Source organism: Paraburkholderia sp. 32 (genome assembly GCF_050435345.1).
Classification (GTDB): domain Bacteria; phylum Pseudomonadota; class Gammaproteobacteria; order Burkholderiales; family Burkholderiaceae; genus Paraburkholderia; species Paraburkholderia tuberum.
Genome location: NZ_JBNDKD010000003.1, coordinates 3,351,638 through 3,372,846, shown reverse-complemented (window position 1 = coordinate 3,372,846; position 21,209 = coordinate 3,351,638). Strand labels below are relative to the sequence as shown.

Below are 21,209 nucleotides of genomic sequence, written 5' to 3'. Positions count from 1 at the left end.
GCGCCGATTGTACCGTTACTGTGCAGGTCACGGCCGTTACATTTGAATCCAGCGAGGCTGGTGACCCCATGTAATTCCATACGTATGGCCCGCCGATCCGGCAAACGGTTATGCTTACGGCCCCGGCAGCGCTGCCCTCAAGCGTGGCGCGCAACTGGCCCTTGCGCAGAACAGCGTTTTCCATCGATCCGCCATGACCACCCTGACAGCCCAATCGCTCAGTCTCGATCACCTCGTCGTCTCCGCGCGCACCGTGGACGAAGGCGTCCAGTACGTCGCCGATACGCTCGGCGTCGCGCCGGCCGGCGGTGGCGCGCATCCGCTGATGCGGACCCACAATCGCCTGCTCGGCCTGTGGGGCGGGGTCTACCTGGAAGTGATCGCCATCGATCCGCACGCCGCGGCCGACGCAACCGATGGCACCGCGCCGCGCCCGCGCCTGTTCGCGCTCGACGACCCGGCGACGCAGGCGCGACTGGAAAACGGGCCGTATCTGTCGCATTGGGTCGCGCGCGTCGAGCGGCCGAAGCATCTGGCGACGTGGCAAGCGCAGTATCCGCAGCGCATCGCGCCGGTCGTGCCGATGACGCGCGGCGATTTCACATGGGGCCTGACGGTGCCCGACGACGGGTCGTTCCCCGCGTGGCAAGGCGCCGGCGACGGCGTGCTGCCCTCGCTGATCCAGTGGGACTCGATGCGGCATCCGTCGCAGTCGCTGGCGCCGACGAACCTCGCGCTGAAAGCGTTGAAAGCCGTGCATCCGCGGCCAGAGCCGATTGGCGAGCAACTGCGCTGGCTCGGCGCCGCGCACCTGCTCGACGTACAGCCGACCGACGGCGCGGCGGCGCTCGTCGCCGAATTCGAAACACCCGAGGGTTCTCGAACCCTCGGATAAACAGCGCGTGATTGGGCAACCCCGGTGGCACCCAGCGGCAATGGTTGGCCAGTCGCGCGATAATTGAAATTTTGACCGGTTCCAGAAATACCAGAGGAGATCATGGACCAAAGCGACCTGAAAGCCCCGACGTGGCAATTGTCCGAACGCGCGCGCAAGCTCACGAGCTCCGCGATCCGCGAGATCCTGAAAGTCACGGAACGGCCCGAAGTCATCTCCTTCGCCGGCGGCCTGCCCTCGCCTGCCACCTTCCCGGCCGAGCGCATGCGCGAGGCGTCCGACCGCATCCTGCGCGACACGCCCGCCGCGGCGCTGCAGTACAGCGCGACCGAAGGTTATCTGCCGCTGCGCGAATGGGTCGCGCAACGCCACTCGATCAACGGCGCGCAGATCCGTGCGTCGCAGGTGCTGATCACGACCGGCTCGCAACAGGCGCTCGACCTGCTCGGCAAGGTGCTGATCTGCGTCGATAGCCCGGTGCTGGTCGAAACGCCGACCTACCTCGGCGCGCTGCAATCGTTCTCGATGTACGAGCCGCACTACGTGCAGGTGCCAACCGACGAGCAGGGCCTGATCCCCGAGGGCCTGAAGCCGGAACTGACCAATGGCGCGCGTCTGCTGTACGCGCAGCCGAATTTCCAGAATCCGACGGGCCGCCGTCTGCCGGTCGAACGCCGCCGCGCGCTCGCCGAGTTCGCGAAGACCGCGCCGTTCCCGGTGATCGAGGACGATCCCTATGGCGCGCTCGACTACGCGGGCGAACCGCTGCCGACGATGTTGTCGATGGCGCCCGATCACATCGTCTATCTCGGCTCGTTCTCGAAGGTGCTCGCGCCGGGTCTGCGGGTCGGTTTCATCATCGCGCCCGAGGAATTGATCTTCAAACTCGTGCAGGCCAAGCAGGCCACCGACCTGCACACGCCGAGCTTCACGCAGCGCATCGTGCACGAGGTGGTCAAGGACGGCTTCCTCGACACGCACGTGCCGACGATCCGCGAGCTGTATCGCAACCAGTGCGACGCGATGCTCACCGCGCTCGAGCGCTATATGCCCGATGGCGTCAGCTGGAACCGTCCGGAAGGCGGCATGTTCATCTGGGTCAATCTGCCGGCGGGCATCGACACCATGAAGCTGCTCGAGGAAGCGGTCGCGCAGAACGTCGCGTTCGTGCCGGGCGCTCCGTTTTTCGCGAGCGAGGCGCAGCACAACACGCTGCGTCTGTCGTTCGTTACGGTGCCACCGGCTAAAATCGACGAAGGCGTGGCGCGTCTCGCCGCACTCGTGCGCGCGAAAATCTGAACGGCGTTAGCCGCACTGCCATCGGGGTGAAGCTTGCACGCGCGTTGCGTGCGGACTTCGCCCCGCCTGCATTCATGCAATCTCACCGAAACGAGGACACGATATGGCTCAATCGAATGTGTACGACAAGCTCAAGGAACTCGGCATCGAATTGCCGGCGGCGGGTGCGCCGGCAGCGGCCTATGTGATGAGCGCGCAAAGCGGCAACACGGTGTACCTGTCGGGCCACATCGCCAGGAAGGACGGCAAGGTGTGGGTCGGCAAGCTCGGCGCGACGCTCTCCACCGAGGAAGGCAAGGCCGCCGCGCGCTCGATCGCGATCGATCTGCTCGCCACCTTGCATGCGCACGTCGGCGACCTGAACCGCGTCACGCGCGTCGTCAAGCTGATGAGCCTCGTCAACTCGACGCTCGAGTTCACCGAGCAGCATCTGGTCACCAACGGTGCGTCCGAGCTGATCGCCGACGTGTTCGGCGAACGCGGCAAGCACGCGCGCTCGGCGTTCGGCGTCGCGCAGATTCCGCTCGGCGCGTGCGTGGAGATCGAGCTGATCGCCGAGGTCCAATAGCATCGACGCGATGTGACAATGCGTGCGGTGTCGCGCGAGATCGGCACCTGATTCACGCCGCATTGCGATTGAAACGCGCCGACCGGTGTCACGCACCGGCGGCGCGTTTTTGTTTTATGGCGACGGTGGATCGCCGCCGCGCAGGCGGATAGAATCCGCGAACTCCCTCAACGTCCATTGCGCCGGAGCCTGTCGATGTCCGCTCACACCGTTCGTTTCAAACAGGTCGACGTGTTTACGTCGACACCGTTCAAGGGCAATCCGCTTGCCGTCGTGTTCGATGCCGACGCGCTCGATACCGCGCAAATGCAGGCCATTGCGCGCTGGACCAATCTGTCCGAAACCACGTTTCTGCTAAAGCCGACCGACGCGGCCGCCGACTATCGCGTGCGCATCTTCACGCCGGGGGGCGAGTTGCCGTTCGCGGGTCATCCGACCTTGGGCACCGCGCATGCTTTGCGCGAAAGCGGCTACCAGCCGAAGCAGGCCGGCAAGCTGATCCAGCAATGCGGCGTGGGTCTCGTCGAACTCGAAGCGCTCGACGGCGGCGACAACATGCACGGCGCATGGGCGTTCGCCGCGCCGCCCGCGCGCGTGACACCGCTCGCCGAGCATCGTTACGAAGCGCTGTCTACGGCTTTACGTAGTCAGGCGATCGACTTCAGCGCGCCGCCATGCGCGGTCGACAACGGTGCGCCGTGGCTCGTCGTGCGGGTCGATTCGGCACGCGCCTGCCTCGCGCTCGAACCCGACGCGGCGGCGCTCGCCGAGCTCGCGCATTCGGTCGACACGCACGGCGTCGCCGTGTATGGACCGCACGACGCCGACGGCCCCGCGACGTTCGAGGTCCGTTGCCTGATGGCGGGCGGCGGCTTCGGTGTCGGCGAAGACCCGGTGACGGGCAGCGCCAATGCCGCGCTCGCGGGTCTGCTGAACCTGCAGCACCGTCGTCCCGCCGCGCGCTATACGGCGCGTCAGGGCACCGCGCTCGGGCGCGCGGGCCACGTGTCGGTCCACTACGACGATGCGCGCGGCAAGATCTGGATCGGCGGGCCTTCGGTGACGATCGTCGACGGCACGTGCCGGCTCGTGTAAGCGAGCTGCGGCTTCGCGCGCGCGCCACGGCGACACGCCACATGCCGCCGCTTCACACCACAAAAAGCCGCAGCGCGATGGCGTCGCCATACCTGGTTCTCCGAATTCATCGTGGCCGGATTGCAAAAGCCCTGCCAGAAACTGCCGAGTGGCAGGCACCGTTGCCGATGAAGTCTTGGACAAATCACGGACCGGTCGCGTCATAAGACCGGCGATGCAGGCCAACGTGAACAGCCGCATCCAGGCGCCCGCCGCGCGAGCGTATACCCCATGCCCGGAAGCTTCCTTAATCCGGTGGCATTCAGTAATATCGAACCGTATCCGATGACCTGTGGACGGTCCGGCGCGGCGCCACGCCCTCTCATCCTGCGCAGCAGCTTTGGCATCTTGGTCACCATGCAGCCATCCATCTATTTCGCGCAGTCGATGCCCATGCGTTTGCAGGCGGCCCGCACCCAGCCAAGGCCCGCGCGATGACTCAGTCCCGCTTCTCCGAGCTGCGCGAAGCCAGGCCGCGACGCGATCCATTGGTCACGCGCCGGCGCGCGTTGCTCGTCATTCCCGCGCTCGGGGTACTCGTACTGATCCTGCTGTGGACCGTGATCTTCGCGCGGCTGTCGGTAGAAAGGGACGCGACGTACCGCGAAGCGATGGCGTCTTCCGCAATACTTTCCGCGGCGCTCGAGCAGCACACCATCAAGGCGATTCACCAGGTCGATCAGATCACGCGCTTCGTCAAGTACGAGTTCGAAAAGACGCCCAATCATTTCGATCTCGCGAGCACGGTCGAAAAAGGCGTCGTGCAAAGCGAAACGCTCGTGCAGGTGTCGATAATCGACGAGCACGGCAGACTGATCGCCAATACGGCCGAACTCAACCCCGCTCACATCGACTTGTCGGACCGCGAGCACTTCAAGGTCCACGAGCACGAAAACGACGACCAGCTGTACATCAGCAAGCCCGTGCTCGGCCGCGTGTCGGGTCACTGGACGCTGCAGATGACGCGGCGTCTCAATCATCCGGACGGCTCCTTCGCGGGCGTCATCGTGGTCTCCGAAGACCCGAGCTACTTTACGTCGGACTTCTACAACAACGCGGCGATCGGCCGCGAAGGCGTGATCGCGGTGATCTCGGACAGCGGCACCGTGCTCGCGCGCCGCACCGGCAACGCCAGCAGGACGAGCAGCACGTTCACCGCGAGCGGCACGTATCCGACCTCGGAGCATGTGTCGGGCACCTACGTCGATTCGATCGACAACGTCACGCGCATCGTGTCGTACCGGCACATCGACGGCTATCCGCTCGGCGTGCTCGTCGGTCTTTCGCAGGGCGAAGAATTCGCCGATTACAACCACACGCGCAACGTCTATCTGTTGATGGCGGGCTTCATCTCGCTCGCGATGCTCAGCTTCTTCGCGGTCGCGACCGGCCTGATAGGCAAACTGCTAGGCCGCGAGCGCGAGATGACGCAACTCGTCGAATACGATCTGTTGACCGGCCTGCGCAATCGCTACGCGACGCTGCAGGCGCTGCGCCATGACGTCGCGCAGCCGCTCAACCTGGGTCGCCTCGCGATTCTTTTTATCGACCTCGACAACTTCAAGACCGTCAACGACACGCTCGGCCACAACGCCGGCGACATCGTGCTGCAGATGACAGCCTCGCGCCTCGCCACCGCGGTCGGCGACGACGGCGCGCTGAGCCGCATCGGCGGGGACGAGTTCGTCGTCGTGATCAAGGGCGACGATGTCGAAAAGCGCGCGGTCGCGCTCGCCGAAGCCGCCGGCGAAGCGTTCTCGAAGCCGTTCGAGGTGCGCGGCAGCGCGTTCGTGCTGCATGCGAGCATCGGCATCGCGCTGTACTCGGTCGCCAACGAAAGCGAGATCGACCTGCTGAAGAAAGCCGACCTCGCGATGTACAGCGCGAAGGACGCCGGCAAGAACTGCTACCAGTTCTATTCGCCGCATCTGTCGCATCGCGCCGACCATCTGATGAAGTGGGAGCAGCAGTTGCGCGTCGCGCTGGCCGAGGGGCAACTGTTCCTCGCCTATCAGCCGAAGATCGATCTGAAGCGCCGCTGCATCACCGGCTTCGAAGCGCTCGTGCGCTGGAACCATCCGCAGCACGGACTGATCCCGGCCAACGAGTTCATCCCCGTGGCCGAGTCGACCGGCCTGATCGTGCCGATCGGCGACTTCGTGATCGAGACCGCATGCCGTCAGCTCGCGCAATGGCAGCAGCAGGGCTACGACACGCTATCGCTCGCGGTGAACATTTCGGCGGTGCAGTTCTGGCGCGGCGACCTGCTCGAAACGGTCTCGCGCGCGATCGAGGAAACCGGCATCTCCGCCCGTCGCCTCGAACTCGAAATCACCGAAACGACGATGATGGAATTTCCGGAAGTGGTCTCCGAAAAAATCTTCGCGCTGAAGCGTCTCGGCGTACGCATCGCGCTCGACGATTTCGGCACCGGCTACTCTTCGCTGTCCTATCTCAATCGCTTTGCCGTCGATACGCTGAAGGTGGACCGCTCGTTCGTCCAGGCGATTCCGGGCGACCGCAGCGTCTGCGTGATGGTCACCGCGATCGTCAACCTCGCGCGCTCGCTCGGGCTCACGGTGGTGGTCGAAGGCACGGAGACCGAAGAGCAGATTGCGTGGCTGGCCGCGCTCGGCCATATCGAGGCACAGGGCTTTCTGTTCTCGCGGCCGGTGCCAGTGGAGGCGATCCCGGCACTGCTCGAGCGCTTCGGGGTATGCGGCATGAACAGCGTCGGCGGCCACCGCGTCGCGCACGAAGCCCACAGCGCAAGCAGCCTATCCAGCAACAATTAAAGGACGGGCGCCCGCATGGCGGGGCCCGCGCAGCGCCGATGCAGACCATCACGAGCGATGAGGCTGCCCGCCGCGGGCAACGGGAACCGCTATGGACGCTGTTCCGGGTCGTGTGCGGCCTGTCGGCGCTGTCGTGGGGCGGTCTCGCGTTGATGGCGCAGCTCGAGCATCATTACGTGGAACGCGAGGGGCGGCTCTCGCGCGTGGCGTTCTCGGACCTGATCGCGCTCGCGTGGATGGTGCCGGGACCCGTCGGCTGCAACGTCGCCGTACAGCTCGGGCACGCGCTGCGCGGACGCGCGGGCGCATGGGTCGCCGGGGTGGCGAGCGTACTGCCCTTCTTCACGCTGATGACGCTGTTCGCGATCTTCTATCGCACGCCCATCGTGCACACGATCGCGTCGCAAACCCTGCTGCATCACTTCAGCGTCGTGCTCGCGACGCTGATCGCGCTCACCTGGTACAAGCAAACCCGCGCGCTCGTGCGGGGCAAGCTCGAATGGACGGCGGCGCTGCTCGGCAGCATCGCGCTGCTCTATGCGCACAGCGCCGCGGCGTATGTGGTGATGCTCGGCGCGGCCTTCGGCGCCGGCTGGTTCGCGAGTCGGGAGCGCGACTCGCGACTCGCCGTGTCGCTCCAGCGCGGCGACTATCGGCTACTGGCCGCGCTCGGCGTGCTGCTCGTGCTGTTTGCGCTGCCGCTGCCGCATCGCTATGACCTCGCGCTGCTGTGGCCGCGCCTCGCGGGCGCCGGCATGACGCTGTTCGGCGGCGGCTTCTCGGCGTTGCCGGTGCTGAAGACGCTGTTCGTCACGCCGGCGGTCGGCGTGTCCGATAACGACTTCACGCTCGCGTTTACGCTGTCGCCGTTGTCCCCGGGACCCCTGCTGAACGTGGTCCCGTTCTTCGGTTATCTCGTCGATGGCTGGCTCGGCGCGCTGATCGCGACGCTCGCGCTATTCGTGCCGTCAGGCTGCCTCGTCGTGCTCGCGCAGCGGCATCTGCATCAGTTGAAGGTGAACCCGCGCTTCGAGCACGGCATGAGGATTCTGCGCGCGGTCACGACCGCGTTTCTCGCGGTCGCGGTACTGCGCATTGCGGTGCGCGTACCGCTGGAGCCGATCTATCTGCTGACCGCGACGTTCTCCGCGATGTGCTTCGCGAAGCTGAAGGTGCCGGTGTATGCCGTGTATGGAACGGTGGCGGTGGCGTGCGGTTTGTGGCTCGCGTACGGCGCCACGACGTGATGCGTCGCGGGCCGCACGAAGCCTGCTGCGCCGTTGGCGATCCGGCGGTCCGGCGATCCGGCGCTCCGGCGATCCGGCGATCAGAACCCGCGCGACAGCACAGCGAAGCCGATCGTCACGACGCCCAGCACGAGATTGATCAGCACGAGACGGCGAACCGTGCCGACCGCCTGCGCGCCATCGGGCCACTTCTGCGCCTGCACCGCGCGGCGAATGCGCGGATATACGGCGAAGCGGATATGCCCGAAGATCAGCATCATCACGATGCCGAGACCGGCCATCGCATGCAGCGGCCAGCTAGCATGAGCGCCGCCGAATTGCATCAGCAGGAAGCCGCCGCTGATCAGGATCACGAGCACCGACACCCCGACCCAGTTGAAGAAGCGGCCAAATACCGACTCCCACAGCGGCAGGCGCAGTTGCGGCGATAGATCGCCGAGCGCAGGGCGCAGGCAGAAATGCGCGAACACCATACCGCCGACCCACACCGCCACCCCGAGCAGATGCAGAAAAAGCGCGACTTCGACAGCCTTGTTCATGTAGTTTTCCTCTCCCGACGACGCCACACCGTTTAGGACACGCGATCCCGCTCAGCACCAACTGAGCGCGTTCGACCATACGTGATGCAGGCAGTTCCGGGTATCGACGTCTATTGCGTCGTGTTTTGTCGTTGTGATCGCGGCCCGTTCATCTGGCCGCGACGCCGCCGCGCCCCGTTTGCTTCCACGCCCTTCGCGCGACGGACTCTGCTGCGACAGACCGCGAGCGCCCCGCATGCTAGCAGGCGCCCTCGGTTTTGCAGCGTCAAACTTCGTTAAATCGACTCCACTAGGCCGGCAGCACCGGACGCATGCCGTCGAGCTTCAGCTTGCTGGCGGGCGCGCGTCCCTTGCGCGCACGCTTGCCGACATGCGCCGCAAGCTCGGCGCCGGCCAGCTTCTCCTCGTCGACGCGGCCGCCACGACGCGTGCCGATCAGCATCACGCCTGCTTTGTTGATCGCAAGCGCCTGCACGAGCGTTTCGTTGTCGTCGAGCGCCATCAGCGTGACGCCACGGCCGCCGCCCGACAGCGTCTTCATCTCGTCGAGGCCGAACACGAGCAGACGTCCGCCCGACGACAGACACGCGACCTGCGCCGCGTCCGGCAGCATCGGCATCGGCGCGAGCGGCGCGGCGCCGGCGTCGATCGTCATGAACGACTTGCCGGCCTTCACGCGGCTCACCATATCGCCGACCTTCGCGATGAAGCCGAAGCCGTTGCTCGACGCGAGCAGCAGTGCCTGTTCCGCCGACGCCGCGTAGTAGTGCATCAAATGACTGCCCGATTCGAGCTCGATCAGCGACGTGACCGGCACGCCGTCGCCGCGTCCGCCCGGCAGTTGAGCCACCGCGACCGAATAGACGCGCCCGTTGCTACCCCACGCGATCAGCGTATCGGGCGTGCGGCATTGGAACGCCGCGTAGAGGCCGTCGCCGGCCTTGAAGCTGAAGCCGGCCGTATCGAGCCCGTGGCCCTTCAGCGCGCGCACCCAGCCCTTTTGCGACACCACGACGGTGACCGGCTCGTCGACCACGCGCGCTTCGAACGTCGCGCGCTTTTCCTGCTGGATCAGCGTGCGGCGCTCGTCGCCATACTGTTTCGCGTCGGCTTCGATTTCCTTGATCAGCAGGCGCTTCATCGCCGGTTCGCTGCCGAGCAGCTCTTCGAGCCTGGCCTTCTCGTCGCGCAGCTCGGCCAGTTCCTTCTCGATCTTGATCTTCTCGAGGCGCGCCAACTGACGCAGCCGGATTTCGAGGATGTCCTCGGCCTGGCGATCCGTGAGACCGAACGCGGCCATCAGCGCGACCTTCGGCTCGTCCGATTCGCGAATGATGCGGATGACTTCGTCGATATTCAGGAAGACGATCATCCGGCCTTCGAGAATATGGATGCGGTCGTCGACCTTCGACAGACGATGCCGCGTGCGGCGCGTCACCGTCGCGAAACGGAACGCGATCCACTCGTGCAGGATTTCGCTCAAGCCCTTCTGACGCGGCCGGCCGTCGCCGCCGACCATCACCATGTTCAGCGGCGCGTTCGATTCGAGGCTCGTATGCGCGAGCAGCGTGTTGACGAAGTCGGTCTGATCGATGCGGCTCGACTTCGGCTCGAACACGAGACGCACCGGCGCGTCCTTGCCCGATTCGTCGCGCACCGCGTCGACGAGCCCGAGCAGCGTCTGCCGCGTCTGCAACTGCTCGGGCGTCAGCGTCTTCTTGCCGAGCTTGATTTTCGGGTTGGTCTGTTCTTCGATTTCCTCGAGCACCTTCTGCGCGGCCGTATTCGGCGGCAGTTCGGTGATCACGAGTTGCCACTGGCCGCGCGCGAGATCCTCGATCTTCCAGCGCGCGCGCACCTTCAGGCTGCCGCGGCCGGTTTCGTACGCGGCGGCGATTTCCGCCTCGCTCGAAATGATCTGGCCGCCGCCGGGGAAGTCCGGACCGGGCACGTGCTGCATCAGCTCCGCATGCGAGAGCTTCGGATTGCGGATCAGCGCGACCGCCGCTCCTGCGACTTCGCGCAGGTTGTGCGACGGAATTTCCGTCGCGAGGCCGACGGCGATGCCCGATGCGCCATTGAGCAGCACGAACGGCAGACGCGCCGGCAGCACCTTCGGCTCTTCGAACGAGCCGTCGTAGTTCGGCATGAAGTCGACCGTGCCCTGGTCGATTTCGGCGAGCAGCAGCTTTGCGATCGGCGTCAGGCGCGCTTCGGTGTAACGCATCGCCGCCGCGCCATCGCCGTCGCGCGAGCCGAAGTTGCCCTGGCCGTCGATCAGCGGATAGCGCATCGAAAAGTCTTGCGCGAGACGCACGAGTGCGTCGTACGCGGACTGGTCGCCGTGCGGGTGATACTTACCGAGCACGTCGCCGACCACGCGCGCCGATTTGACCGGCTTCGCGTTGTCGCCGAGGCCCATCTCGTTCATCGCGAACAGGATGCGGCGCTGCACCGGCTTCTGCCCATCGCAAACATCGGGCAGCGCGCGGCCCTTGACCACGCTGACCGCATACTCGAGGTACGCGCGCTCCGCGTAGTTGCCGAGCGTCAGCACGTCGCTGTCCGACGGCGGCTCGTTGAAAAGGTCGAGAGTGTTATCGTCGTCCATCTAGATTCCGTGTCCGTGTTTGGCTTGAAGTGTCGTATGCCGCATTGAGGCGCAATGCGCTCAGATGTCCGCTTCCACTTCGTTGCCCTTCTCTTCGAGCCAGCTGCGGCGCGACGCCGCTTCGCCCTTGCCCATCAGCATCGTCATGCGCGCGACGGTCGCATCGTAGTCGAGTTCGCCGAGCGCGACCGGCTGCAGGCGGCGCGTGTCGGGATTCATCGTCGTATCCCACAGCTGCTCGGCGCTCATTTCACCGAGCCCCTTGAAGCGGCTGATCGACCACTGGTTGTCGCGCACGCCGTCCTTGCGCAGCTTGTCGAGAATCGCCTCGAGCTCGCCTTCGTCGAGCGCATAGAGCTTCTGCGCGGGCTTCTTGCCGCGCGCGGGCGCATCGACGCGAAACAACGGCGGACGCGCGACGCACACATGACCGCGCTCGATCAGTTGCGGGAAATGCTTGAAGAACAGCGTGAGCAGCAGCACCTGGATATGCGAGCCGTCGACGTCCGCATCCGACAAAATGCAGATCTTGCCGTAGCGCAGATTCGACAGATCGACCTTGTCGTCCGGATTATGCGGATCGACGCCGATCGCCACTGAAATGTCGTGCACCTCGTTGTTCGCGAACAGGCGATCACGTTCGGTTTCCCACGTGTTCAGCACCTTGCCGCGCAGCGGCAGGATCGCCTGGTATTCCTTGTCGCGGCCCATCTTCGCGGAGCCGCCCGCCGAGTCGCCCTCGACGAGGAACAGTTCGTTGCGGCCGATTTCCGTCGATTCGCAATCGGTCAGCTTGCCGGGCAGCACGGCAACGCCCGAGCTCTTGCGCTTCTCGACCTTCTGCCCCGCGCGCGTGCGCGCCTGCGCCTGCTTGATCACGAGGTCCGCGAGTTTCTTGCCATGCTCGACGTGCTGGTTCAACCACAGTTCGAGCGCCGGCCGAGCGAACGACGACACGAGCTTGACCGCATCGCGGCTATTCAGGCGCTCCTTGATCTGCCCTTGAAACTGCGGATCGAGCACCTTCGCCGACAGCACGAACGACACCCGCGCGAACACGTCTTCGGCGAGCAGTTTCACGCCCTTCGGCTGCAGGTTGTGCAACTCGACGAAGCTCTTGACCGCCTGATAAAGACCGTCGCGCAAGCCCGACTCGTGCGTGCCGCCCGCGGGCGTAGGAATCAGGTTCACGTACGACTCGCGCGTGAGCGGCCCTTCCTCGCTCCACGCGACGACCCACGCCGCGCCCTCGCCTTCGGCGAACGTCTCTTCGCTCGAACGCGAGCTTTCCGCGTAGCGCTCGCCCTCGAACAGCGGAATCAGCAGATCGCTGCCGTTCATGCCTTCGAGCAGATAGCCGCGCAGGCCGTCTTCGTATTTCCAGCTTTGCCGCTCGCCGGTTTTCTCGTTGACGAGCGTGACCTCGACGCCCGGCAGCAGCACCGCTTTTGAGCGCAACAGACGCTGCAATTCACCGAGCGGCAGGTTCGGCGAATCGAAGTACTTCGGATCGGCCCACGCGGTCACGCGCGTGCCGGATTTCTTGTCGGCCTTGGTGGCGGCACGCACTTCGAGCGGCTTCGCGACGTCGCCGTGCGCGAAGCTCAGTCCGGCGACCTTGCCGTCGCGCCACACGGTGACGTCGAGCCGCGTGGACAGCGCGTTGGTGACCGACACGCCGACGCCGTGCAGACCGCCCGAGAACGTATAGGCGCCGCCGGCGGCCTTGTCGAACTTGCCGCCCGCGTGCAAGCGCGTGAAAACGATTTCGACGACCGGTACGCCCTCGTCGGGGTGCAGGCCGAACGGAATGCCGCGGCCGTCGTCGTCGACCGAGACCGAATGGTCCGCGTGCAGCGTGACCGTGATTTGCCGGCCGTAGCCGCCGAGGGCCTCGTCCGATGCGTTGTCGATGACTTCCTGAATGATGTGCAGCGGATTCTCGGTGCGGGTGTACATGCCGGGTCGTTGCTTGACCGGCTCCAGACCCTTCAACACCTTGATCGACGCTTCGCTATACGCGGCGTTTGGCTTTTTCGTAGACATGATTGACTCGGTGCGTCGGTTCATCGTTGTCCACAGGTCCTGTGGACAGGGCCGTGGACAATGCGTTGAGTATTCAAAAAAAGCGAAACGAAACAACGGGGTTAGGTGGAGCGCCCGCGATGCGGGCAAGCTGTTTTGTCGCGCGGCTTCCGTTGGCGCGCTCGAATGCCGGAGATGGACGCACAGCCCGCCGGGGAAGCCTGTTCGCGGGGTATTGTACTGATTTCGATCACGGCGGCAATTGACCCCGCGCTGAATTGGCCGACTGGATAAGGCACGGCGGGCGTTGGGGGACATGCAATGGAGGATGGACGGCTCGCAGGACGGCGGCGCGATCGGTATCGGCGGAAAATGCACGGGCGCGCGCCGGCTGAATTTCGGTGCCGTGCGCGGCGGCGCTTTCTGTTGTTTTTGTGCCGGCCGCGCACGCCGCGTTACTTGACGCGGTTTTCCAGCTCGTCCCAACGTTCGAGCGCGAGCATCAACTCTTCGTCGATCTCGGCATAGCGCTCGGTCAGACGCGCGCCTTCGCGTGCATCTTTCGCGAACACCGAGCCGTCTTCGAGCTGCGCGCCGATTGCCTTCTGTTCGGCCTCGAGGTCGGCAATCATTTTCGGTAGCGCCTCCAGTTCGCGCTGCTCCTTGAACGACAGCTTCGCGCTGCGCTGCGCATTGCGGCCCGACGCGCTGTCCTTCGGCGCCGCTTCTTTCGGCGCTTCCTTGCTCGATTCTTTCTGCGCTTCGAGCGCGAGTTGCTCCGAGCGATCGCGCTGCGTCTGCCAGTCCGTGAAACCGCCGACGTATTCGCGCCACTTGCCGCCGCCTTCCGAGGCGATCACCGACGTCACGACGTTATCGAGAAAGGCGCGGTCGTGACTGACGAGCAGCACCGTGCCGTCGTAGTCGATCAGCAGTTCTTCGAGCAGTTCGAGCGTCGGAATGTCGAGGTCGTTGGTCGGTTCATCGAGCACCAGCACGTTGGCCGGGCGCGCGAACAGGCGCGCGAGCAACAGCCGGTTGCGCTCGCCGCCCGACAGCGACTTGACCGGCGAACGCGCGCGCTCCGGTGCGAACAGGAAGTCGCCGAGATAGCTCATCACGTGCTTCTTCTGGCCGTTGATTTCGACCCACTCGCTGCCGGGGCTGATCGTGTCCGCGAGACTCTTTTCCAGATCGAGCGCCGCGCGCATCTGATCAAAATACGCGACCTGCGGATTCGTGCCGACGCGCACGTTGCCCTCGTCGGGCGCGAGTTCACCGAGGATCAGCTTCAGCAGCGTGGTCTTGCCCGCGCCGTTCGGACCGATGAAGCCGATCTTGTCGCCGCGCATCACCGTGGCCGTGAAGCGGTCCACCACCGCGCGCTCGCCATAGCGCTTCGTCACGTCCGTCAGTTCCGCCACGATCTTGCCGGACTTCTCGCCCTGACCGACGTCGAGCTTCACGTTGCCCTGCCCGTTGCGGCGCTCGGCGCGCTCGTTGCGCATCTGCACGAGGCGCGCGATGCGGCCGACGCTGCGCGTGCGGCGTGCCTCGACGCCCTTGCGAATCCACACTTCTTCCTGTGCGAGCAGTTTGTCGAACTTCTCGTTCTCGATGCGCTCGACTTCGAGCTGCTGCGCCTTGCGCGTCTGGTACGCGGAGAAATTGCCCGGATACGACAGCAGCCGCCCGCGATCGAGCTCGACGATGCGCGTCGCGACGCGGTCGAGAAACGCGCGATCGTGTGTGATGAACAGCAGCCCAGCGCGCAGCGACACCAGCAGATCTTCGAGCCAGCGGATGCCGTCGAAGTCGAGATGGTTGGTCGGCTCGTCGAGCAGCAGCACGTCGGGCTGCACGACGAGCGCGCGCGCGAGCGCGGCGCGCTTCTGCATGCCGCCCGACAGCGAGCCGACACGGGCTTCGCCGTTCAGGCCGATCTGCTGCAGCGTGGTCGCGACGCGCGTGCTCCAATTCCATGCGTCCGCGGCGTCCAACGACGATTGCAGCGTGTTCATGCGCGCGAGCAGCGCGTCGTGTTCGGCGCCCTCGGGCGTGTCGGCGAGCTGATGCGCGACCGCGTCGTATTCGTCGAGCAGCGCGCGCGCCTCGGTGAGTCCGGCGGCGACCGCGTCGAACACGGTGTCGTCGGCGTTGAACTCGGGCTCCTGCGGCACGTAGACCGTGCTCAGATGCTGCTGACGCGTGACGAGGCCGTCGTCGGGTTTGGCCAGATCGGCGACGATTTTCAACAGCGACGACTTGCCCGCGCCGTTGCGCCCGATCAGCCCGACGTGCTCGCCCGCTTCGAGCGAGAAATCCGCGTGGTCGAGCAGCGCGACGTGACCGAACGCGAGCTGCGCTCCGGTAATGGTGTAAAGCGACATGGGAATGGGAGAAGACGGCGATGAGTCGGAACTGCTCATTGTACCGGGCGCAGGGCCGGTCGCAGGTATGCCGGGCGGGAACATCCGTGCGATGAAGCGCGCAACGCAGCGTGCAACGCTATCGGCGCGCGCCGGCCCGGCCTTTCAAGCAGTTGCTTACTTGACGTGCACCGTGATCGTCTTGCTCATCTCCGGCCCATACGAGCGATGCGCGCCGTCGCCGAATTGCAGCGTCAGCGTATGGTCGCCCGGCGGCAGCGTCAGATCGGTTTCAGTCTGGCCTTTGCCGAAGTGCAGCGACTTGTCGGTCGCGGGGACGACCTCGCCCTTCGGCAGCGGCTTGCCGTCGATCAGCAGGTGATGATGCCCGGTGCCGTCCGTCAGCGTGCCGGCGGGCGCGATCTTCATGCCGTCAAGGCCAAACACGACGTGCACCGGATTGGTGACGGTGGCGCCGTCCGCCGGTTGCACGAAGGTCACGCCCGCCGCCTGCGCCACACCTGACCCGGCGAGTAGCCCAGCCGCCGCGACGCCGACCAACCATCTGTTTTTAAACATCGTCTTCTCCTTTGGAAACGAAACCCGGCGATGCGGCGCCGCCAGCGGCCTCTCCGAGACCGATCGTCGCAATACGTGCGAAGCGAGCGCCACATCTGTCCAATCGAATAGCTTGCAGGTCAAAGCGTACACGGCTTGTGTGACGAGGCCCGTCGCGCGAACCCGGGCTCGCCGCAGAGGCGTTGGGGCGGCGCCGCATCGGTCGTCTGCGGCTGATTTGACAAATTCCGGTAATATTGCGGGTCGCCGCGCCGCCCCATAAAGGGGCAGAGCAAGCCGGCCATTGCATTGAACGAGAGAGCGTGTCGTGAGCGAAGTAATCGAAGTGACGGAATTCAAGAGCTGGGTCTGCCTGATTTGCGGTTGGATCTACAACGAGGAAGACGGTCTGCCCGAAGAAGGCATCGGACCGGGCACGCGTTTCGCCGACATTCCGGAAGACTGGCGCTGCCCGCTGTGCGACGTGGGCAAGGCGGAGTTCGCGGTGGTGGAGTTTTGACAGTGAGATGAGCTTGGGGCGATAGGCGCGGTTGCGTGCGCTTCGCCAGATGCTCAGGTGGTTTGCGCGGCCCGGCAGGCGATGTCTGCGGGGCCGTTTGTTTTTGCGGGATTTGTGCGAGGCGCGGGCGGCTGCTGGCTTGGCTCTCCTCTTGCCCGCGCCGGTTTGATATACTCTGCGCTCGGTGGTCAGTCTGGACTCACCGAGTCCTCGCCGATCTGTCCGGCCCGGTCCTCTCCCTGTAGTTCAATGGATAGAACAAGTGCCTCCTAAGCGCTAGATACAGGTTCGATTCCTGTCAGGGGGACCAGATAGCTTCCCGGCGTTGCTCAGAAAAGTATTGAACATGGGCCCAATCTGCACTGACGAGTCGCCGCGAACGTGAGACGGTGCGGAGGCAGCACGCAGAAATTCAGCGAGCTTCACCTGTTGCGGTTCGTCCCTCGCCAAAGTGGTCGGGCTGGCAGTGACGATGCGTTTGCGGCCAGCGCGTACCTCACTACTCCCGGCGTCGCAGCAATATTCCGCTCGAGCATAGACCACACAAAGGTTGCCGGCTCTCGCCTGGATATCGATTGCCACTAGCCCATCCATTCGTGCCCGCTCTAGCGGTACTCGTCAATCTCCACCGTGCCGCTCAGCGCTTCTGGCAGTTCGTCCTCGTTGCCGTCGCCGGACAGCAGTTCGGAAAGCTCGTCTGCGCGTACCGCCAGCATCGCTTTCTCGATCTCCCTGTCGTATCGGCGGTTGTTCCGATCATGCCGGGCGTGCGCCTTACGCGCGTACTTCTGAACGAAGCAACCACGCTCGCCAGCGAGGCGGTCCCGCTTTCGTTTTGCGATCACGGGAGCCGAGGGCCACATGTTCCGCCGTCGGTCTCATGGACCTCAAGCGAGTCACACTCAATCGCGAGTTCGGCACCCAGAGTGGAATAGATGAAAGCAAGTAGTGCGGCTTTCTTGTCGGTAAGTCGCTCTCCAGCTTCGAGCACAGCACTGGCCCGCGCGTGCTTCGCGTCGTCCGGGGCAACGATGTGAATGCCGTAGACGATATTCAGCAAGCCAAGATGCTCAACCGAAACACACGTCACGCCGTTGAACGTGACCAACGCGCGCCTGTTGGCAAGGTACAGGCCTAGCGTCAGCGTCCGGGGCTCGGTATTCGGGCCAATGACCACGCTGTCCAGATACCAATCGTGGAAATAGCCCCACGCCTTCAATATTTCATCCGTCATATCGATTTACCAAGGGAGCAAGGAGACCGGCGCGCCCTCGTCGCGGATGTAGCCGTCCCAACTGTGCGCGTGCGGATTTGGATTGCCGTGGTGCGCTTCAAGGTCAAAGTCCGCTAGCGGCGTGCCATTCGGCCCGAACTGACGCAACTGCGGCATCGTCCCCGGCATACTGGAGATCCACGTCCCCGGCGTGCCTTTGAACGGCATCCCGGCAACTTCATCTGCTGCGCCACCCGGCATGTCGGGCTGATAGTCGAACGCCTGCGCATCGCCAGGCGGCGTTGATACCGGCGTAGCGATGGTTCCATCCGGAAGCACGTCACCGGGGCGGGCGAACCAGATGGCGAGATCATCGTCGGCGGCCAGTCGCGGAAGTACTGGACGCTGGAATGAACGCCCGGCACTCACCACAGGCAGAGCGCGCCTGAATAGCTGCGACGGCGTGACGGTCGCGTAGTACGGCCAGACCTTCTGCTCAATAGGCGCACCGCCTCCGCGCGACGTACGCGGCGTGGCACGACTGCGATCACATCGCCACGTTCGACGGCGTTCTGTAGCGCCCGGGCGGTCTGCTCTGGAGCAGCGCTACTCGCGTATGCACCACTGCGCGCGTTGCGCATGAATTCGACGAGCCGCGCCAGCTGACGTGTGTCGCGCGTGAATTCCCGCAATCCTGCCGAGGTAATGAGCTGGCGGCCGGCGCGCGCCTCGTTGCTCAGGGCATTTCCGTGATACTCATGTCGCGTGTAGAGCGTGCAGCGCCGATGCGTTCCGACGTCGAAGTCAATCGCCATCTGTCTGTAATCCCATCAACTTGTGCCTCCTCCAAAAGCGATTTGAAGAGGCTATGTAGCACAAAGCCGGGAACGGAGCGACAGATCCGACACAATCGTTGACACTCGTCCCTGCGCCGGTCCGCCATGCGTCACCACGCACGGCCGTGCGCGCGCCGAAGCGCCGAAAAGGCCGGACGAAAAACCGGACTTGCAAGGATTCCTGCAAGGAGGAGACGAGTCTAGATGCTGCTGAATGCGGAGCAGCACTGAGGCGGCGAAGCGGCGAAAAACTACTCTCTTATGTGACGCCGGATATGAAGCGGCCCCGCTTTAGGGGGCTATACAAGCAAATCAATCGCCCCGGCGATCGATTGCGCCGCATCCAGGTCACACAGAAATCGCACCCGTTTTTCCTCAGGAGACCGATTCGAGGGGCACAGGTCGGGGGCACAAAAATCGAAAACTCCCCGCAAACATCGCCAGCCTTGACGTATGAATTCTGTCAGGGGGACCAACCGGCCACCAGTGCTCTTAAAAGCCCCGCACACCTTCGCTGCGGTGCTTTTCGTTGCCGATCCGCCTTCCAGGCGAACCACCCGTTCGACAACCCCGGAAAATCAGGCCGCTCCCGGAAATCTCAGATCGCTATAATCTGCGAGCCGACTTCGAAACGTTTCCGAGGACCGACATGGATCAAGCGCTTGAATGCGTTACCGCGTTGAATTTTTGTGAGCAGGCCTATCTCGCCGCAAATCCGGACGTCGCTGAGGCCGTCAGGCTCGGCGCATTACGATCGGGAAGATCGCATTTCGAAGTTTTCGGAAGCGCCGAAAGTCATCGCAGGCAAGATGCACTGATGGCGGCCCAATCCAGGCAGGAACGAAGAAAAAGAATAGCGTCTGTCCTTCGCACTGATATGCCATTTAGTGACGACGGAAAATTTTTCGATTTTTTGTCGCCCGATCTGCGCTCCCAGTTCGACATTTACGACTCGGAACTGGCCGGCAGCAATCTGTACGATCAGGATGCACTGAGTATGATCGAGCGCCATCCGTCGGGGATCATTCTGGATTGTGGGGCCGGCAGCCGTCCCGCAATCTACGAAAACGTGATCAATTTCGACATCACCAACTATCCATCCACCGATGTGCGCGGTGTCGGCGAAGTTCTGCCATTCAAAGATGCATCGTTCGATGGCCTTCTGTCGTTGAATGTCCTCGAACATGTGAAGGACCCATTCACTGCCGCCAAAGAGATTCTTCGCGTGTTGAAGCCAGGAGGCGATCTGGTCGTGGTGGTTCCGCTCACTCAACCTACTCACGGCTACCCGCATCACTACTACAACATGACAGCCGAGGGGATTCTCAACCTGTTCGGATCTGCGATCAATGTCGAACGCGTGTACGTACCGGAATCGACATCGGCCATCTGGTCGATTTACTGGATCATGAGCGAATGGGCCGATGGTCTCGACGAGAATGCGCTGAAGGAATTCAAGGCGCTCACGGTCGAAGAAATTCTGCAAGGGCCGCCGACGTTGCTGGATCGATCGTTTGTGAAGCAGCTAAGCGCGAAAAAGAATCTCGACATTGCGAGTTCGACGACGGTGATCGCGAAACGCGTTTGAGACGACGCCAGTCCAGCGGTTCCATTATTTTTGCATCGGCCGACGGACACTTTGCTCGTATATCGAAGGATCGACGACGTTCATCTGATCCTTTGGGCGTTCACCAAAAACTCGCTCGAAGTCCTCGGGACCCAGAATGTCAGCAGCGTCGTGGAGAAAAGACGAATAGGCCTGGTTCAGCTCCGAGGCGGACGGAACATCGCCGCCCTGCGGGGCAGGTTGCAAACGCTCGACCCGCACCATAAATGCGCGTCGATGATTCATCAACGACTTGATTTTCGCATCCGCGTCGGGACCCTTCAAAGTCGCCTGAAGATGCTCCTGAAAATCGTCGACATCGGATTCCTGATGTCCTGGCTTCATCGCGTCACTCCCGCTTGGTGTCGAGCACTGAATCTTCTTGCTCGCCCATGCAGCATGCTGCTTGCCGTATGGTCCGAAGATCGCGATGCTCAACCAGTAGCCCCTGGACTTGCGGACGGTAGCTGGAGCCGCTCCACCGCTGCCGGTCGCCCAAAGAATCTGGTTTGACAGCTGATGGCATACACCATCGCGACCATAGCTGAATATCGTTCCACGAGCGGCCGGATCGATGTTCGAGTCCACATCGGGCTTACATAGACAACTAGCATAAAGCAGATTTGCCGCGCCGGAAGCCAAAAAACCATCCGCACTGACCGGCGTCCCACCTCGGGCGTGGAAGCTGCCCCAGCTGTACCAATAGTGCTCGCCCGCGATCAGGACGTCCGCCAGCGCTGGGTAAATCTTCACGCGGCTGTCGTAGGTCGTCACCCATGTATGGTCGACCACGGAATCCTGGAAATACGCCGGAACGGACCACGCGAACAATGTAACGGCGCTCATTGCTTCACCTTTTCGTCCGGTCGCGTCACAGCGCTGTCGCGCGATTCTCGCCCGATAAGCCGGTAAGAACTTTACTCACCTCAAAGGTTATACGCGCTCAGCGGTATTACGCGGAAAAACATGGACGAGCCAGCCATGCTCGGCAACG

At 63.8% G+C, this 21,209-nt stretch carries 17 protein-coding genes and 1 tRNA gene; 9 read left to right on the top strand and 9 right to left on the bottom strand.

What is annotated here, in order from left to right; all coding sequences use genetic code 11:
• Positions 1-202 precede the first annotated feature (202 nt).
• From OKW26_RS38375 to OKW26_RS38350, 6 genes are all read left to right on the top strand, one after another.
• Entirely contained in the window at positions 203-895 is a 693-nt protein-coding gene (locus tag OKW26_RS38375) for a VOC family protein (protein WP_429357168.1), read from the top strand.
• Positions 896-997: 102 nt separating this feature from the next.
• Positions 998-2,194, top strand: coding sequence for a PLP-dependent aminotransferase family protein (locus tag OKW26_RS38370; protein WP_429356816.1), 1,197 nt, complete (start codon positions 998-1,000; stop codon positions 2,192-2,194).
• 103 nt (positions 2,195-2,297) lie between these two features.
• A complete protein-coding gene (locus OKW26_RS38365) occupies positions 2,298-2,762 on the top strand; it encodes a RidA family protein (RefSeq protein WP_184059485.1) in 465 nt (154 codons plus the stop codon).
• A 195-nt stretch (positions 2,763-2,957) separates the two neighbouring features.
• The gene (locus OKW26_RS38360; protein WP_429356815.1) at positions 2,958-3,857 is read left to right on the top strand and encodes a PhzF family phenazine biosynthesis protein; all 900 of its coding nucleotides are present in this window, start codon (positions 2,958-2,960) and stop codon (positions 3,855-3,857) included.
• Positions 3,858-4,330: 473 nt separating this feature from the next.
• Positions 4,331-6,691: a bifunctional diguanylate cyclase/phosphodiesterase gene (locus tag OKW26_RS38355; protein ID WP_429356814.1), complete on the top strand. Its 2,361-nt coding sequence runs from the start codon at positions 4,331-4,333 to the stop codon at positions 6,689-6,691.
• Positions 6,692-6,729: 38 nt separating this feature from the next.
• Positions 6,730-7,938: a chromate transporter gene (locus tag OKW26_RS38350; protein WP_429356813.1), complete on the top strand. Its 1,209-nt coding sequence runs from the start codon at positions 6,730-6,732 to the stop codon at positions 7,936-7,938.
• 80 nt (positions 7,939-8,018) lie between these two features.
• Here the strand turns inward: OKW26_RS38350 and OKW26_RS38345 are convergent, their stop codons facing one another.
• The 5 genes from OKW26_RS38345 to OKW26_RS38325 form a co-directional block, all read right to left on the bottom strand.
• On the bottom strand, positions 8,019-8,477 hold the full coding sequence (locus OKW26_RS38345; protein ID WP_184059489.1) for a CopD family protein: 459 nt from the start codon (positions 8,475-8,477) through the stop codon (positions 8,019-8,021).
• A gap of 289 nt (positions 8,478-8,766) precedes the next feature.
• Positions 8,767-11,088 carry a DNA topoisomerase IV subunit A gene (parC, locus tag OKW26_RS38340; RefSeq protein ID WP_429356812.1) on the bottom strand — a complete coding sequence of 774 codons (2,322 nt, stop codon included), beginning with the start codon at positions 11,086-11,088 and terminating at the stop codon, positions 8,767-8,769.
• Between the two features lie 60 nt (positions 11,089-11,148).
• Positions 11,149-13,134, bottom strand: a complete 1,986-nt coding sequence (locus OKW26_RS38335) for a DNA topoisomerase IV subunit B (RefSeq protein WP_184059492.1) — start codon at positions 13,132-13,134, stop codon at positions 11,149-11,151.
• A gap of 434 nt (positions 13,135-13,568) precedes the next feature.
• Entirely contained in the window at positions 13,569-15,503 is a 1,935-nt protein-coding gene (locus tag OKW26_RS38330) for an ATP-binding cassette domain-containing protein (protein ID WP_184059494.1), read from the bottom strand.
• A gap of 156 nt (positions 15,504-15,659) precedes the next feature.
• A complete protein-coding gene (locus OKW26_RS38325; protein WP_187618179.1) occupies positions 15,660-16,061 on the bottom strand; it encodes a DUF4399 domain-containing protein in 402 nt (133 codons plus the stop codon).
• Positions 16,062-16,368: 307 nt separating this feature from the next.
• On the opposite strand from OKW26_RS38325, the gene OKW26_RS38320 reads away from it, so the two are divergent.
• Positions 16,369-16,560, top strand: a complete 192-nt coding sequence (locus OKW26_RS38320) for a rubredoxin (RefSeq protein ID WP_090803595.1) — start codon at positions 16,369-16,371, stop codon at positions 16,558-16,560.
• A gap of 235 nt (positions 16,561-16,795) precedes the next feature.
• Positions 16,796-16,870: transfer RNA gene (locus OKW26_RS38315), tRNA-Arg, on the top strand.
• 295 nt (positions 16,871-17,165) lie between these two features.
• On the opposite strand, the gene OKW26_RS38310 is transcribed toward OKW26_RS38315, so the two are convergent.
• From OKW26_RS38310 to OKW26_RS38300, 3 genes are read right to left on the bottom strand one after another with little or no spacing between them, the layout of a single operon-like run.
• Entirely contained in the window at positions 17,166-17,405 is a 240-nt protein-coding gene (locus OKW26_RS38310) for a hypothetical protein (protein ID WP_184059499.1), read from the bottom strand.
• The gene (locus OKW26_RS38305) at positions 17,402-17,794 is read right to left on the bottom strand and encodes a hypothetical protein (protein ID WP_244144823.1); all 393 of its coding nucleotides are present in this window, start codon (positions 17,792-17,794) and stop codon (positions 17,402-17,404) included. The genes OKW26_RS38310 and OKW26_RS38305 overlap by 4 nt, the downstream gene beginning before the upstream one ends.
• Positions 17,795-17,800: 6 nt before the next feature.
• Positions 17,801-18,202, bottom strand: a complete 402-nt coding sequence (locus OKW26_RS38300) for a hypothetical protein (RefSeq protein WP_429356811.1) — start codon at positions 18,200-18,202, stop codon at positions 17,801-17,803.
• Between the two features lie 1,056 nt (positions 18,203-19,258).
• Here OKW26_RS38300 and OKW26_RS38295 point away from each other — a divergent pair.
• Positions 19,259-20,197, top strand: coding sequence for a class I SAM-dependent methyltransferase (locus tag OKW26_RS38295; RefSeq protein WP_429356810.1), 939 nt, complete (start codon positions 19,259-19,261; stop codon positions 20,195-20,197).
• Positions 20,198-20,221: 24 nt separating this feature from the next.
• On the opposite strand, the gene OKW26_RS38290 is transcribed toward OKW26_RS38295, so the two are convergent.
• On the bottom strand, positions 20,222-21,061 hold the full coding sequence (locus tag OKW26_RS38290) for a hypothetical protein (protein WP_184059507.1): 840 nt from the start codon (positions 21,059-21,061) through the stop codon (positions 20,222-20,224).
• Positions 21,062-21,209: the final 148 nt, after the last annotated feature.